Annotated in this window: 12 protein-coding genes; 3 read left to right on the forward strand and 9 right to left on the reverse strand. The window is 68.1% G+C overall.

Annotated features, from left to right (window positions below):
• Nucleotides 1–29 precede the first annotated feature (29 nt).
• Genes ACXDF8_RS10480 through ACXDF8_RS10500 form a run of 5 tightly spaced genes read right to left on the reverse strand, consistent with a single transcriptional unit; the run spans nt 30 to nt 5043 of the window.
• Complete coding sequence (locus ACXDF8_RS10480) at nt 30–752, reverse strand: FadR/GntR family transcriptional regulator (RefSeq protein ID WP_457223180.1); 723 nt, start codon at nt 750–752, stop codon at nt 30–32.
• Nucleotides 753–762: 10 nt separating this feature from the next.
• On the reverse strand, nt 763–1536 hold the full coding sequence (locus tag ACXDF8_RS10485; RefSeq protein WP_457223181.1) for a 3-oxoacyl-ACP reductase: 774 nt from the start codon (nt 1534–1536) through the stop codon (nt 763–765).
• Nucleotides 1537–2901: an aldehyde dehydrogenase family protein gene (locus ACXDF8_RS10490; protein WP_457223182.1), complete on the reverse strand. Its 1365-nt coding sequence runs from the start codon at nt 2899–2901 to the stop codon at nt 1537–1539. It lies immediately after the preceding gene.
• Complete coding sequence (locus ACXDF8_RS10495) at nt 2898–3617, reverse strand: gamma-glutamyl-gamma-aminobutyrate hydrolase family protein (protein WP_457223183.1); 720 nt, start codon at nt 3615–3617, stop codon at nt 2898–2900. The genes ACXDF8_RS10490 and ACXDF8_RS10495 overlap by 4 nt, the downstream gene beginning before the upstream one ends.
• Nucleotides 3618–3657: 40 nt before the next feature.
• Complete coding sequence (locus ACXDF8_RS10500; protein ID WP_457223184.1) at nt 3658–5043, reverse strand: glutamine synthetase family protein; 1386 nt, start codon at nt 5041–5043, stop codon at nt 3658–3660.
• A gap of 203 nt (nt 5044–5246) precedes the next feature.
• Here ACXDF8_RS10500 and ACXDF8_RS10505 point away from each other — a divergent pair, with 203 nt between their 5' ends.
• The 3 genes from ACXDF8_RS10505 (at nt 5247) to ngg (ending at nt 10638) form a co-directional block, all read left to right on the forward strand.
• A complete protein-coding gene (locus tag ACXDF8_RS10505) occupies nt 5247–6818 on the forward strand; it encodes an amino acid permease (protein WP_457223185.1) in 1572 nt (523 codons plus the stop codon).
• Between the two features lie 227 nt (nt 6819–7045).
• Nucleotides 7046–8854: an N-acetylglutaminylglutamine amidotransferase gene (locus ACXDF8_RS10510; RefSeq protein WP_457223186.1), complete on the forward strand. Its 1809-nt coding sequence runs from the start codon at nt 7046–7048 to the stop codon at nt 8852–8854.
• Nucleotides 8855–8883: 29 nt separating this feature from the next.
• Nucleotides 8884–10638, forward strand: a complete 1755-nt coding sequence (gene ngg / locus ACXDF8_RS10515; protein WP_457223187.1) for an N-acetylglutaminylglutamine synthetase — start codon at nt 8884–8886, stop codon at nt 10636–10638.
• Between the two features lie 2 nt (nt 10639–10640).
• On the opposite strand, the gene ACXDF8_RS10520 is transcribed toward ngg, so the two are convergent.
• The 4 genes from ACXDF8_RS10520 to map all read right to left on the reverse strand — a co-directional run bounded on the left by ACXDF8_RS10520 (nt 10641) and on the right by map (nt 14347).
• Entirely contained in the window at nt 10641–11204 is a 564-nt protein-coding gene (locus ACXDF8_RS10520) for an alpha/beta fold hydrolase (RefSeq protein WP_457223188.1), read from the reverse strand.
• A 64-nt stretch (nt 11205–11268) separates the two neighbouring features.
• Complete coding sequence (locus tag ACXDF8_RS10525) at nt 11269–11940, reverse strand: hypothetical protein (protein ID WP_457223189.1); 672 nt, start codon at nt 11938–11940, stop codon at nt 11269–11271.
• A 9-nt stretch (nt 11941–11949) separates the two neighbouring features.
• Nucleotides 11950–13464, reverse strand: a complete 1515-nt coding sequence (locus ACXDF8_RS10530) for a cobyric acid synthase (protein ID WP_457223190.1) — start codon at nt 13462–13464, stop codon at nt 11950–11952.
• 25 nt (nt 13465–13489) lie between these two features.
• A complete protein-coding gene (gene map, locus ACXDF8_RS10535) occupies nt 13490–14347 on the reverse strand; it encodes a type I methionyl aminopeptidase (protein WP_457223191.1) in 858 nt (285 codons plus the stop codon).
• Nucleotides 14348–14352: the final 5 nt, after the last annotated feature.

Below are 14352 nucleotides of genomic sequence, written 5' to 3' on the forward strand. Positions count from 1 at the left end.
TACTCGTTGCGGATCCGCCTCATCCGGGTTCAGTCCAGGAAGCCGTGCAACAGCACGGCCGATCCGGCGGCGTGGGCCCGCATCGCCACCGAAGCCGCCTCCGGATCGCCGGCCAGGATCGCGATGACGATCGCCTCGTGCTGTTCTTCGGAGTGCGCAATGTTGCGCCGCAGCAGGGGAATCTGATCCAGCAGGGCGTTGAGCCGCATCCGGTTCTCGGCCACCAGCGGCACCAGCGAGGGTGAGCCGGTCACCTCCGCGATCGCCAGGTGCAGCCGCGAGTCCAGCCTGCGATAGTCCTCGGGGGCGGCGTTACGCACGTCGAGCAGCCGGGACCACAGCTCGTCGCGCTCGGCCGCGGTCAGCGTGCGGGTGGCGGCCATCCGCGCCGCCCCGACCTCGAGGATCTCCCGCAACCGCAACGCATCGTCGATCTCGGCCCGGGTGACCCGGACCACTCCCTCGGTCGGCGCCGGAAGCTCCTCGGCCAGGAAGGTGCCGCCGTACCGGCCGCGGCGCGAGACCAGATAGCCGGCGTCGGACAGTGACTTGATCGCCTCCCGCACGGTGTCGCGGCTGACGCCGAGCTTGCCAGCGAGTTCACGCTCGGGCGGCAGCGAATCGCCCGGTGCCAGCACGCCGAGCCGGATGGTCTGCAGCAGCCGTGCGACGGTGTCCTCGAACGCGTTGCCCGGGCGCACCGGTCGCAGCAGGGCTTCGGAGGCCTGCTGCGGTTCAGGTTCGGCCGTCATGGTGAAACCCCTACAGCGGTGTCACGTAGTGGCCGCTGATGCCGCCGTCCACCAGGAAAGTGGACCCGGTGATGAACGACGAATCGTCACTGGCAAGGAACGCCACCGCGGCTGCCAGTTCCTCCGGCTCGGCGAACCGGCCCATCGGCACGTGCACCAGCCGGCGCGCGGCGCGTTCGGGATCCTTGGCGAACAGCTCCTGCAGCAGTGGGGTGTTCACCGGTCCGGGGCACAGCGCGTTGACCCGAATTCCCTGGCGCGCGTACTGAACTCCGAGCTCACGTGACATCGCGAGCACACCGCCCTTGGATGCGGTGTAGGAGATTTGGCTGGTGGCCGAACCCATCACCGCGACGAACGACGCGGTGTTGATGATCGAGCCCTTCTGCGCGGGCACCATGTGCCGCAGCGCCGCCTTGCAGCAGAAGAACACCGACTTGAGGTTGACGTCCTGCACCCGGTCCCACGCGTCGATGCCGGTGTTCTCGATCAGGTCGTCGTCGGGCGGGCTGATGCCCGCGTTGTTGAACGCGATGTCGACGCCGCCATGCACTTCGAAGGCGGTGTCGAACAGGTTGTCCACCGCGGCCTGGTCCGCGACGTCCACCTGCACGAAGGTGACGTTCAGGTCGTCGGCGACGGACTTGCCGGCTCTCTCGTCGAGGTCGCCGATGACGACGATCGCACCTTCGGCGCGCATCCGCTTGACCGCCGCCAGCCCGATGCCGCTCGCGCCGCCGGTGACGACCGCGACCTTGTCCTTGAGCCGCTGTGACAGATCCATCTAGCTCTCCTCTACTGCGAAAAAGACGTTCTTGGTTTCGGTGAAGTGCAAGGGCGCGTCGGGACCGAGCTCGCGGCCGAGCCCGGACTGCTTGAATCCGCCGAACGGGGTGTTGTACCGCACCGACGAATGCGAGTTCACGCTCAGGTTGCCGGCCTCGACGGCTCGGGAGACCCGAAGCGCCCGCGACAGGTTGTCGGTCCAGATCGACCCGGACAGGCCGTATTCGGTGTCGTTGGCCAGCGCGATCGCATCGGCCTCGTCCTCGAACGCCAGCACGGTGACGATTGGGCCGAAGATCTCCTCGGTAACGGTGCGGTCGGTGCGCTCGGGGGTGAGTACCGTCGGCGGGAACCAGAACCCGGGCCCACCGGGCGCGGAGCCGCGGAACGCCACCGGGGCGTCGTCGGGGACGTAGGCGGCCACCGACTCGAAATGCTTGCGCGACACCAGCGGACCCATCTCGGTCTGCCGGTCGGCGGGATCCCCGACGACCAGATTCTTGACCGCGGGCTCGAACATCTCCATGAACTTGTCGAACACGCTGCGCTGCACCAGGATCCGGCTGCGGGCGCAGCAATCTTGGCCGGCGTTGTCGAAGACACCGTAAGGTGCTGTGGCGGCGGCGCGTTCCAGGTCGCAGTCGGCGAAGACGATGTTGGCGCTCTTGCCACCGAGCTCCAGGGTCACCCGCTTGACCTGCGCGGCCGCCCCGGCCATCACCTTGGTACCGACCTCGGTCGAGCCGGTGAATACCAGCTTGCGGATGTCTGGGTGGCTGATGAACCGCTCCCCGACCACCGACCCTTTGCCGGGCAGCACCTGGAACAGACCCTCGGGCAGCCCCGCCTGCAGCGCGAGCTCGCCGAGACGCATCGAGGTCAGCGGCGTCCACTCGGCGGGCTTGAGCACGACCGCATTGCCGGCAGCCAGCGCCGGGGCGAAACCCCACACCGCGATCGGCATCGGGAAGTTCCACGGCGTGATCACGCCGATCACACCCATCGGCTCGTTGAACGTGACGTCGAGCCCACCGGCCACTGGAATCTGCTTGCCCGACAACCTTTCCGGGGTCGCCGAATAGAACTGCAGCACGTCGCGGACGTGGCCGGCTTCCCACTCGGCGGCCCCGATCGGATGCCCGGAATTGGCGACCTCGAGCGCTGCCAGCTCACCGATGTGCGCGTCGACCGCGGCGGCGAAGGACCGCAGCGCGGCCGCCCGCGCGGCGGGCGCCTGGGCGGCCCAGGCCTTCTGCGCGACCTTGGCCCGCGCGACGGCATCGTCGACGCCGGCGACGTCGGTCAGCTCGACCGTGCGCAGCGCCTGTTCGGTCGCCGGATTGACCAGCTCTGTGGTGGTCACTGGCTCACCCTCCCTGTCGTATACACCCGCGCCGCCTCGACCAGGCCGGCGAACAACCGAAGATCGTCCAGGGTCTCCTCGGGATGCCACTGCACGGCCACCACGAAGTCATGGCCGGGCATCTCGACCGCCTCGATCACACTGTCGGAGTCCCAGGCGCTCACCACCAGCCCGTCGCCGAGACGGTCGATGGCCTGATGGTGATAGCACTGGACGTTCGTGTCGGCACCGATCAGGGCGGCCAGCCTGGTTCCCGGCACGGTGCGCACCGTGGAGGTGGAGAACACCGCATTGCCCAGCTGGTGGCGGGCGTGCCCGACAAGGTCGGGCAGATGCTGGTGCAGCGTGCCGCCGAGGGCGACGTTGAGCACCTGTGCGCCACGGCAGATCCCAAGCACCGGCAGATGCCGTCGCAGCGCGGCCGCGATCAGGGCGAACTCCCAGGCGTCGCGATCGCGGGCCGGCTCGTCGGTGCTCGGATGCGGGTCGTGGCCGTAGGCCGCCGGGTCGACGTCCCTGCCGCCGGTGACGATCAGGCCGTCGAGCCCGTCAAGCACCCGGCTCGCGATGTCGGCGTCGACAGGCTGAGGCGGCAGCAGCATTGCGATGCCGCCGGCCAGCGTGACGCCCTCGAGGTAGATACCGGGCAGGAAGCTGGCGTGCACGTCCCACACCCCGGTCTGGGCCTGCTGCAAGTAAGTGGTCAGCCCAATCACCGGGCGGTGCCCGGCCCCGGAACCATTCGCTGGGCGGTGATCACAGTCGTTCAAATCCGCGCACCCTCTCCCAATCGGTCACCGCGGAGTTGAACGCCGCCAGTTCGACGCGGGCGTTGTTCAGGTAGTGCTCGACGACCTCCTCGCCGAACGCCGCGCGGGCCACCGCCGAATCGGCGAACAGCTCGGCGGCCTCGGCGAGTGTGGCCGGAAGGCGTTCCGCGCCACCGGTGTATGCGTTGCCCTCGCAGGCCTCGGGCAGTTCCAGTCCGTTGTCGATGCCGTGCAGTCCGCCGGCCACCAGCGCGGCCACCGCCAGGTACTGGTTGACGTCCCCGCCGGGCGCCCGGCACTCCATCCGCATCGAATGGCCGGTGCCGACTACGCGCAGCGCGCAGGTCCGATTGTCCAGCCCCCAGGCGATCGCGGTCGGGGCGAAGCTGCCCTCGACAAAACGCTTGTAGGAGTTGATGTTCGGTGCGTAGAACAGGGTCAGCTCACGCAGCGTGGCGATCTGGCCGGCGATGAAGCTGCGGAACATCGGCGACATTCCCAGCGGCTCGTCGGGATCGGCGAATACCGCCGACCCGTCAGCCCCACGCAGCGAGATGTGGATGTGGCAGCTGTTGCCTTCGCGCTCGTCGAACTTGGCCATGAACGTCAGGCTCTTACCGTGCTGGTCGGCGATCTCTTTGGCGCCGTTCTTGTAGATCGTGTGGTTGTCACACGTCACCAGCGCGCTGTCGTAGCGGAAGGCGATCTCCTGCTGGCCGAAATTGCATTCGCCCTTGACCCCTTCGCAGTACATCCCGGCGCCGTCCATGCCGAGGCGGATGTCGCGCAGCAGCGGCTCCATTCGGGTGGAGGCGTGAATGGCGTAGTCGACGTTGTAGTCGGTGGCCTTCGACAGGCCCCGATACCCCGCCGCCCAGGCCTCGCGATAGGTCTGGTCGAACACCATGAACTCCAGCTCGGTGCCGACGAAGGCCTCCAGGCCGCGTTCGGCCAGCCGGTCCAGCTGGGTGCGCAAGATGGTGCGGGGCGCAGGTTCCACCAGTCCGCCGCCGACCCATGACAAATCGGCCATCACCAGCGCGGTACCCGGCAGCCAGGGCAGCAGTCGCAGGGTGCTGAAGTCGGGCACCATCACCATGTCGCCGTAGCCGGACTCCCAGCTCGACATCGCGTACCCGCTGACAGTGTTCATGTCGACGTCGACGGCCAGCAGGTAGTTGCAGCATTCGGCGCCGTGCGCGGCAACCTCCTCGACGAACAGCCGGGCCGAAACGCGTTTGCCGGTCAGCCGGCCCTGCATATCGGTGAACGCCACGATCACCGTGTCGATCTCCCCGGCGGCCACCAGGCTTTCCAGCTCGGCTTGGACCAGCAGACCGGGCCGATGGCGTCGCACACCCTCTGGCGTCATGGCTGGCCCCTCTCGATAGCTCCGGGTGAATAGACGGAAAGTCAACCATTGGACGTCGCCGCGGCGACAACCCTGTCGTCCAGATTTACATAAACGTCACTCCAAAGGTAGGACACCAGACCAATAGCACTCTAAAGTCCCTAACCAAAGAGCTGCGGCCGGACCGCGGGCGCTCACTCGTCACGCCCAGAAGGAGACACGCTGTGCCAGAGGGTCATGAACTGCTCGACGAAGACGAACGGCATCTCGCCAGTCTGGGCTACACCCAGGAGCTGCACCGGTCCTGGTCGGGTTTCTCCAACTTCGCCATCTCGTTCTCGATCATCTCGATCCTGGCGGGCTGCTTCACCTCGTTCGGCCTCGGCTGGAACAACGGCGGCCCGGCCGCCATCGCGTGGGGCTGGCCGATCCTATCGGTCTTCATCCTGCTGATCGGGCTGTGCATGTCCGAGCTGGTTTCGGCGTTCCCCACCTCCGGCGGAATCTACTGGTGGGCAGCAAAACTCGGCGGGCCGAAGGCCGGCTTCTACACCGGCTGGCTCAACCTCATCGGACTGATCGCGATCCTGGCGTCGGTGGCCTACGGCTCGGCCACCTTCCTCGACCTGACCTTGGGCACGTTCAGCGAGAGCTGGCTGGCCGGCTACAGCTTGACCCGGACCTTCATCATGTTCCTGGTTATCCTCGTCGTCGTCGCGACCATCAACATCTTCTCCAGCCACCTGCTGGCCGTCATCAACAACATCTCGGTGTGGTGGCACGTCATCGGCGCCGCCGCCGTGATCGTCATCCTGTGGCTCATCCCCGAGCAGCACGCCAGCTTCTCCACGGTGTTCGCCACGACCGTCAACAACACCGGCTTCTTCGGCGGGTCCACCTCCGGGTTCGGCTTCCTGCTGTTCGTTCTGCCCATGTCGGCGATCCTGACCCAGTACACGATCACCGGTTACGACGCCTCCGCCCATCTGTCGGAGGAGACCAAGAGCGCGGCCGACGGTGCCGCCAAGGGCATCTGGCGCTCGATCTTCTACTCCACGATCGGCGGCTGGATCCTGCTATTGACATTCCTGTTCGCCGTCCAGGACGTCGACGGAGTCACCAAGGGCGGTGGCGCGGTGGCCACCATCTTCACTCAGGCGATGGACTCCAAGTGGGTGGTGATTGTGCTGTTGATCTCGACCGCCGGCCAGCTGTTCTGCACCACCGCATGCCAGACCAGTGCCTCGCGCATGTTGTTCGCGTTCAGCCGTGACCGCGCGGTGCCGGGTCATCAGCTGTGGTCGAAGCTCAGCACCAGGAAAGTGCCCGCCAACGCCGTGATGGTGACCGCGGTGATCGCGGCAATCCTGACCCTGCCGGCACTTGTAGAGGTCGACATCAACGGCGCGCCGGTACCGATCGCGTTCTTCGCGGTGGTCTCCATCGGCGTGGTCGGCCTGTACCTGTGCTTCGCCGTCCCGATCTATTTCCGCTGGAAGGCCGGCGACTCGTTCCCGCTGGGCAAGTGGAACCTGCGCGGCCACCACAAGTGGATGGCCCCGCTGGCACTGGCCGAGATCGTCATCACCTCGATCATCGCCATGTTCCCTACCTCCCTCGGCGGCGCGCCGTGGGACCCCAGCTTCGAGTGGAAGTTCGTCAACTACACCCCGCTGGTGGTGGGCGGCGTGCTGATCCTGCTCTACATCTACTGGCACGCGTCGGTGAAGAACTGGTTCACCGGCCCCATCAAGCAGGTCGACGCGACAGGTGAGGAGCTGGAGGGGGTTTCCTGACACAGTCGCCAGACCACACCCCAGGCCCGCCGGGAGGCGGGTCCCGCGCCCCTCGTGCCCCAGGCCGAGGGGCGCGGTCCTTCTGTCTGCCCCGCCGGGCAACGACCGTCGATTATGAGAAGTCCGTGAGATTAGAGGGTCTCTCGCCTGGGTAAACCCCGCACCAGGCGCCGTCGCAGGCAGCGCCCAGGTATCGATGGGCAGAGGACACGGGTAGGTTCGAAGCGATGTGTGGAGCGACTGGTGAAGTCCGACTCGACAACCAGGTACCCGATGTGGCAGCGGTGGCCGCGATGGCAGCCACCATGGCGCCCCGCGGACCCGACGCCGCCGGGGTGTGGTCGCAGGGCCGGGTGGCACTGGGCCACCGCCGACTCAAGATCATCGACTTGTCCGAGGCCGGGGCACAGCCCATGGTGGACTCCGATCTCGGCCTGACGATCGGCTGGAACGGCTGCATCTACAACTACGAGGCCCTGCGCGACGAGTTGGCCGGCCGCGGTTACCGCTTCTTCTCGCACAGCGACACCGAGGTCCTGCTCAAGGCCTATCACCACTGGGGTGACAAGTTCGTCGAGCGCCTGCACGGCATGTTCGCCTTCGCCATCGTCGAGCGCGACAGCGGCCGGGTGCTGCTCGGCCGCGACCGGCTGGGCATCAAACCGCTCTACATCACCGAGGACGCCCAGCGCATCCGCTTCGCCTCCACGCTGCCCGCGCTGCTGGCCGGCGGTGGCGTCGATACCCGCATCGACCCGGTCGCCCTGCACCACTACCTAACCTTCCATTCGGTGGTGCCCGCCCCGCGCACCATTCTGTCCGGCGTCCGCAAGCTGACTCCCGGTTCACTGCTGGCGATCGAACCCGACGGCACCCGCACCGAGACCACCTACTGGTCCCCCGATTTCAGCCGCCGCGCCGATCGTGCCAACTGGAGCGAAACCGATTGGCAGGAAGCCGTTCTGGACGCGTTACGCACCGCCGTCAGGCGCAGGCTGGTGGCCGACGTGCCGGTCGGTTGCCTGCTGTCCGGTGGGGTGGACTCCAGCCTGATCGTCGGGCTACTGGCCGAGGCCGGCCAGAGCGGGCTGTCGACGTTCTCCATCGGCTTCGAATCCGTCGGCGGCGTGAAGGGCGACGAATTCGTCTACTCCGACATCGTGGCGCGGCGGTTCGGCACCGACCACCACCAGATCCGCATCGACACCGCCCGCATGCTGCCCGCCCTCGACGGGGCGATCGGCGCGATGAGCGAGCCGATGGTCAGCCACGACTGCGTCGCGTTCTACCTGCTCAGCCAGGAGGTCGCCAAGCACGTCAAGGTGGTCCAGTCCGGTCAGGGCGCCGACGAGGTGTTCGCCGGCTACCACTGGTACCCGCCGATGGGTGAGCCCGACGCGGCCAGTGTGGATGGCTCCGTCGCCCGCTACCGCGGCGCGTTCTTCGACCGCGACCACGACGGGGTGACCGCCCTACTCGCCAACGACCGCCTCGCCGGCCGGGAGGATCCCAGCCTGGCCTTCGTCGCCGAGCACTTCGCCCGCGCCGGCGCCCAGAGCGGCGTGGACCGCGCGCTGCGCCTGGACACCACCGTGATGCTGGTCGACGACCCGGTCAAACGGGTCGACAACATGACGATGGCGTGGGGCCTGGAAGGCCGAGTACCGTTTTTGGACCACGAGCTGGTCGAACTGGCTGCCACCTGCCCGCCGGAGTACAAGACCGCCCACGGCGGCAAGGGCGTCTTGAAAGAGGCTGCCCGCCATGTCATCCCCGCCGAAGTGATCGACCGGCCGAAAGGCTACTTCCCGGTCCCAGCACTCACCCACCTCGAGGGCCCCTACCTCGAGATGGTCCGTGACGCGCTCTACGCGCCGCAGGCCAAGGAGCGCGGGCTGTTCCGGCCCGAGGCCGTCGAGCGGTTGCTCGCCGACCCCAACGGCCGGCTGACTCCCCTGCGTGGCAACGAGCTCTGGCAGCTCGGCCTGCTCGAACTGTGGTTGCAACGGCACGGCATCACCGGGCCGGCCGCGTGAGCCAGCGACTAGCCGAAGGCGGATCGCCCATGACGACAGACCACACCGAGGCCATCACCCTCGGCCTGCACGACGCGTCGCCGCAACACCTGGTCGAGGAGATGTCCGACGACGCGGTTCTCGAATTGGGTTGGGGACGGCTCATTTTCGGTCAGACCTTCGCCGACCCCGACAAGCTCGCCGCCGTGCTACAACAGGAGGAACGCGGCCGACGCGACATCTGCATCTACGCCCGCGAATCCCATGTGCTGGTGGCCAAGTCACCGGCCGAGCTGTTCATCGACCCCAGCCACACCTACCGGTGGCGCCTGAGCGACAACGACCCCGACGGTCCCCGCCCGGTCGGCTTCTCGGTGCGCCCGCTGCACGACCGGGCCGAGGCGGACGCGATGAACCGGGTCTACGTGCGGTGCGGCATGGTGCCCGCACCCACGGACGTGATCTGGAACAACCACCTGCACGCCGACGCCGTCGAGTATCTCGTCGCGGTCCGCGACGACGACGGCTCGGTGGTCGGCACCGTCACCGGCGTCGACCACAAACGGCTGTTCAACGACCCCGAGGACGGCTCGAGCCTGTGGACCCTGGCCGTCGACCCGACCGCCAGCCTGCCCGGCATCGGCGCGTCGCTGACCCGCACACTGGCCGCGATCTTCCGGGACCGGGGCCGCGCCTACCTCGACCTGTCGGTCGCCTACGACAACGACGCCGCGATCGGGCTCTACGAGAAGCTAGGTTTCCAGCGGGTGCCGGTCCTCGCCGTCAAACGCAAGAACGCCATCAACGAACCGCTGTTCACCCCGCCGTCGGAGACGATTGACGACCTCAACCCCTACGCTCGCATCATCGCCGACGAGGCTACGCGGCGCGGGATCCGCGTCGAGGTGCTCGACGCGGAGACCGGCGAGATACGGCTGTCGCACGGCGGCCGCAGCGTGGTGACCCGGGAATCGTTGAGCGAGTACACCTCCGCGGTCGCGATGAGCCGCTGCGACGACAAGCGCCTCACCCGCCGCATCGTCGCCGAGGCCGGAATCGTGGTCCCCAAGGGCCGGCTGGCCACCTTCGACGCCGAGGACCACGCGTTCCTGGCCGAGGTGGGCGACGTGGTGGTCAAGCCGACCCGCGGCGAACAGGGCAAAGGCATCACCGTCGGAGTCGATGGACCGGACGCACTGGACGCGGCGCTGGCCCGGGCCCGCGAACAACACCCCGAAGTGCTCATCGAACAGCGCGCCACCGGCGATGACCTGCGTCTGGTGGTGATCGACGGCAAGGTGGTGGCCGCGGCCCTGCGCCGGCCCGCCGAGGTGGTGGGCACCGGCACCCACACCGTGCGGGAGCTGATCGAGACGCAGAGCCGGCGCCGTGCGGCGGCCACCGGCGGCGAGTCGCGCATCCCGCTCGACGAAGTCACCGCGGCCACCGTCGCCGAGGCCGGCCTGGCCTTCGACGACGTGCTGGACGAAGGGGTGCGGTTGCGGGTTCGCCGCGCGGCAAACCTGCACCAGGGCGGCACCATTCACGATGTCACCGCGACGGTGCACCCTGAGCTGTGCCGGGTTGCGGTGGTCGCCGCGGCGGCCATCGGAATCCCGGTCACGGGTATCGACCTGCTGGTGCCGGACGTGACCCGCGACGAGTACGTGTTCATCGAAGCCAACGAACGCCCTGGCCTGGCCAACCACGAGCCGCAGCCCACCGCGCAGGCCTTCATCGATTTCCTGTTTCCCGGCCAGCCCGGACTACCCCAGGCGTGGACGCCGGACGAGCCCGTGGGCTGAACTCACCAGGTGCTGGTGCGCAGAACGATCTCGGCGGCCAGTTGGGCGGTCGATTCGGCGGCATTGCGCCGCGCGCCGAATTCCACCACCCGGTAGTCGCCGTAGACGAAGCGCTGGCTGGCCCGCGCCAGGGTCCTGGCAGCCGGGGTGCTGGCCATGGCAGTGGTGTTGATCTCCACCGATGGGCAGTCCTCGTCGCGCACCACGCCGTTCTGGTCGGGCACCCGCGGATGCCCGCGATCGATCACCACCAGACCGGTGAACCGGTCCAAGCGGGTGGCGGCCAGCTCCCACGCGATCTCGGCGCCGGCCCGGTCCCCCACCAACACTCCCCAGCGCACGTCCAGCGCGTCGAGAATGCCCAGCACCGCCTTGGCGTGCAGCCGAGGGTCGGCACCGATGACCACCGTGCGTACCGATGCCGTGTGCAGCCGTTGACAGACACCGTCGTACGCGGCGGGTGCATGCTGGGCCGCACCCAGTACGACGACCGACGGCCCTTTCTCCGGGCCGGTCACACTGACCGGAACGGGGAACCCGTCGACAGTCACCATTGTCGAAGGCATCTGCCAACGCTACTGCGAAAGTGGCGTCCGGTGCGCGTTTTGCTCACGGTCTCTCAGCGCCTACTCAGGTAGCTTGGCGGATCTTCGCCGCCTGCTTACCGAAGACGTCCAGGAACGTCTGCGGCAGCGTCGCTTTGGCGGCGACGCCGGGATCGCGTGTGGGAAAGGCGATTCCGAACGCACCGTAGCGGCCGACGTTCTGGAATGCCATGTAGACGCTACTGGGCGAGCCCCGCAACTGCATGGTCTGTTGATACGCCAGCGCATCGTCGGCCAGGCCGGGTAGCTCGGTGGTGGTGATCGGGATTCCGTCGGTCGTCGGGTCGAAGAACGCCTCGAATTTCTCGCAACGGCGGGCGGCGGCTTCGAGTTTGGCCAGATCCAGCGGTGCGGACAGTACGGTCATCACGATGCGGGCGCCGTCATAGGTGACCGAGTATTTCGTCGCGGCGCCGGGCCCGCGTTCGGCCGATGCGGCGATCACGTTGGTCAGTGCGTTCGCGCAGCCCTCCGGGCGGGAGAGCATCGAGGGTGGACTGCCCGCACCGTCGGGCTGGCCGGGCCGCTCGACGATACGGTCGTATTGCACACCTGTGGGGAAATCGGCTTCCCTCAGCGCAACTTTCGCCAGTGCGGCACCGGGCCAGCTGGCCGTGCCAGCCACCGTGGAGCCGCACCCGACGCCGAGTACCGCGACCGCGCCCAGCGTCGCGACCATCGTTGCGCGAGCCCACATACGTCCAGGCTACCCACGCAGCGCGCTGGTGACGGTGGGCCGCACCGGTGGGCCGCCGCCGATGAGGGCGAACACCGCATCGAGGTCGAGGTGGGCGGCCAGGAGGTCGGCCATCACGTCGAGCTGGCTGTCGCGGCGGGCGGGCACGCTGATGTCGTCGGCAACCCGGAAACCCGACCGGCCCGCGGCGGCGGCAACGGCGGTGAGCCAGCCGCGGCGGAATGCGTCGTTGTCCAGCAGGCCGTGCCAGTGGGTGCCGAACACCGCCCCGCGCACGACACCCTGCACAGCCTGGTCGGCGCCGAACCAGGTGTCCTCGGCGCAGCGCGTCACCCGGCCGTGGTGGATTTCGTATCCGCACAACGGCTGCGTCCAGCGCCGCAGCACCTTCTCGGGGGCGAACTCGATATCGGCGTCGAGCAGGCCCAGCCCGTCGACCACACCGGCGCGGGTTTCCACGGTGTCCTCGATGCGCCGGCACAGCATCTGGAATCCGCCGCAGATGCCGAGCAGCGGACGCCCGCTGGCGGCGTACGACGTGATCGCGTCGGCCAGGCCCCGCTCGCGCAGCCACTGCAGGTCCGCGACGGTCGCCTTGCTGCCGGGGATGACGACGAGGTCGGCGTCGGCGACGTCGGCGGGCTCGCTTGCCCACCGCACCAGCACGCCGGGTTCGCAGGCCAGCGCTTCGACGTCGGTGGAATTCGAGATCCGCGGCAGCCGGATCGCGGCGACCCGCAACCACTGCTCACCGCGTGGCGGGTCCGGCACCCCCACCACCTGGCGGGCCACCACCGACACCGAATCCTCGGTGTCGAGCCACAACTGGTCGCTGTAGGGCAGCACGCCGTAGGTGGGCCGCCCGGCCAGCGCCTGGAGTTGGTCGAGGCCGGGCGCCAGCAGCGCCGGGTCGCCGCGGAACTTGTTGACGATAAAGCCGGCGACAAGCGCCTGGTCCGGTGGGCTGAGCACGGCTACGGTGCCGAACAGGTGGGCCAGCAGTCCACCCCGGTCGATGTCCCCGACGACGACCACTGGCAGGTTCGCCGCCCGGGCCAGACCCATGTTGGCCAGATCGGTTGCGCGCAGATTGATCTCGGCCGGCGAGCCGGCGCCTTCACACAGGACGACGTCGAATTCCTCCCGTAGGGAAGCCAATTCGTCGGCGACCACCCCGGCTAGGTGTGCCCGGTGTTGCATGTAGTCCGCGGCGCTGACCGTGCCGACCGGGTGCCCCCGGACCACCAGCTGCGAAGTGCGGTCGCTGCCGGGTTTGAGCAGCACCGGGTTGAACCGGGTGGACGGTTCGAGCCCGGCCGCCCGGGCCTGCATGCCCTGGGCCCGGCCGATCTCGCCGCCGACCCCTTCCGCGTCCAGGGCAACGACCGAGTTGTTGCTCATGTTCTGCGCCTTGAACGGTGCGACACGAACGCCCCCGCGTGCCAGCAGCCTGCACAGGCCGGCCACCACCATGGACTTGCCGGCGTCGGAGGTGGTGCCGGCGACCAGAAGCGCTCCCCTCACGGTCTCGGGGCGAGCAGACAGAGTCTCACGGCAGGGTCAGGATCTCGGCGCCGTCCTCGGTCACGACCAGGGTGTGCTCGAACTGGGCGGTCCACTTGCGGTCCCGGGTGGCCACCGTCCAGCCATCGTCCCAGATCTCGTAGTCCAGCGCGCCGAGGTTGATCATCGGTTCGATGGTGAAGGTCATGCCCGGCTCGAGCACGGTCTGCACGCTGGGCTGGTCGTAATGCAGTACGACCAGCCCGTTGTGGAACGTCGTACCGATGCCGTGACCGGTGAAGTCGCGAACCACGTTGTAGCCGAACCGGTTTGCGTACGCCTCGATGACCCTGCCGACGACCGAGAGGGCCCGCCCGGGCTTAACCGCCTTGATCGCCCGCATCGTCGCCTCGTGGGTGCGTTCGACCAGCAGGCGGTGCTCCTCGCTGACGTCACCGGCCAGGAATGTGGCATTGGTGTCGCCGTGCACGCCGTTGATGTAGGCGGTCACGTCGATGTTGACGATGTCCCCGTCCTCGATGACAGTGGAGTCCGGGATGCCGTGGCAGATGATCTCGTTGAGCGAGGTGCAGCACGACTTCGGATAGCCCTTGTAATGCAGCGTCGACGGATAGGCGCCATGGTCCACCATGTACTCGTGGGCGATCCGGTCGAGTTGGTCGGTGGTCACCCCCGGCGCGACGGCCTTGCCTGCCTCGGCGAGCGCGCGGGCCGCGATGCGCCCGGCGATCCGCATCTTCTCGATGACCTCGGGCGTCTGGATCCAGGGTTCGCTGCCCTCGGCGACCGTGGACTTGCCGACGTATTCGGGGCGCTCGATCGACTTGGGGACCGGCAGGGTCGGTGATACCACTCCGGGGAGGAGTGCACTGCGTACGGGCATCTTCC

The sequence above is a fragment of the Mycolicibacterium sp. CBM1 genome, assembly GCF_054073305.1.

What these genes read in the sequence shown, in the direction of transcription:
- ACXDF8_RS10480 (WP_457223180.1), bottom strand. Translation starts at nt 752, where the DNA reads ATGACGGCCGAACCTGAACCGCAGCAGGCCTCCGAAGCCCTGCTGCGA.
- ACXDF8_RS10485 (WP_457223181.1), bottom strand. Translation starts at nt 1,536, where the DNA reads ATGGATCTGTCACAGCGGCTCAAGGACAAGGTCGCGGTCGTCACCGGC.
- ACXDF8_RS10500 (WP_457223184.1), bottom strand. Translation starts at nt 5,043, where the DNA reads ATGACGCCAGAGGGTGTGCGACGCCATCGGCCCGGTCTGCTGGTCCAA.
- ACXDF8_RS10510 (WP_457223186.1), top strand. Translation starts at nt 7,046, where the DNA reads ATGTGTGGAGCGACTGGTGAAGTCCGACTCGACAACCAGGTACCCGAT.
- ngg (WP_457223187.1), top strand. Translation starts at nt 8,884, where the DNA reads ATGACGACAGACCACACCGAGGCCATCACCCTCGGCCTGCACGACGCG.
- ACXDF8_RS10520 (WP_457223188.1), bottom strand. Translation starts at nt 11,204, where the DNA reads ATGCCTTCGACAATGGTGACTGTCGACGGGTTCCCCGTTCCGGTCAGT.
- ACXDF8_RS10525 (WP_457223189.1), bottom strand. Translation starts at nt 11,940, where the DNA reads ATGTGGGCTCGCGCAACGATGGTCGCGACGCTGGGCGCGGTCGCGGTA.
- map (WP_457223191.1), bottom strand. Translation starts at nt 14,347, where the DNA reads ATGCCCGTACGCAGTGCACTCCTCCCCGGAGTGGTATCACCGACCCTG.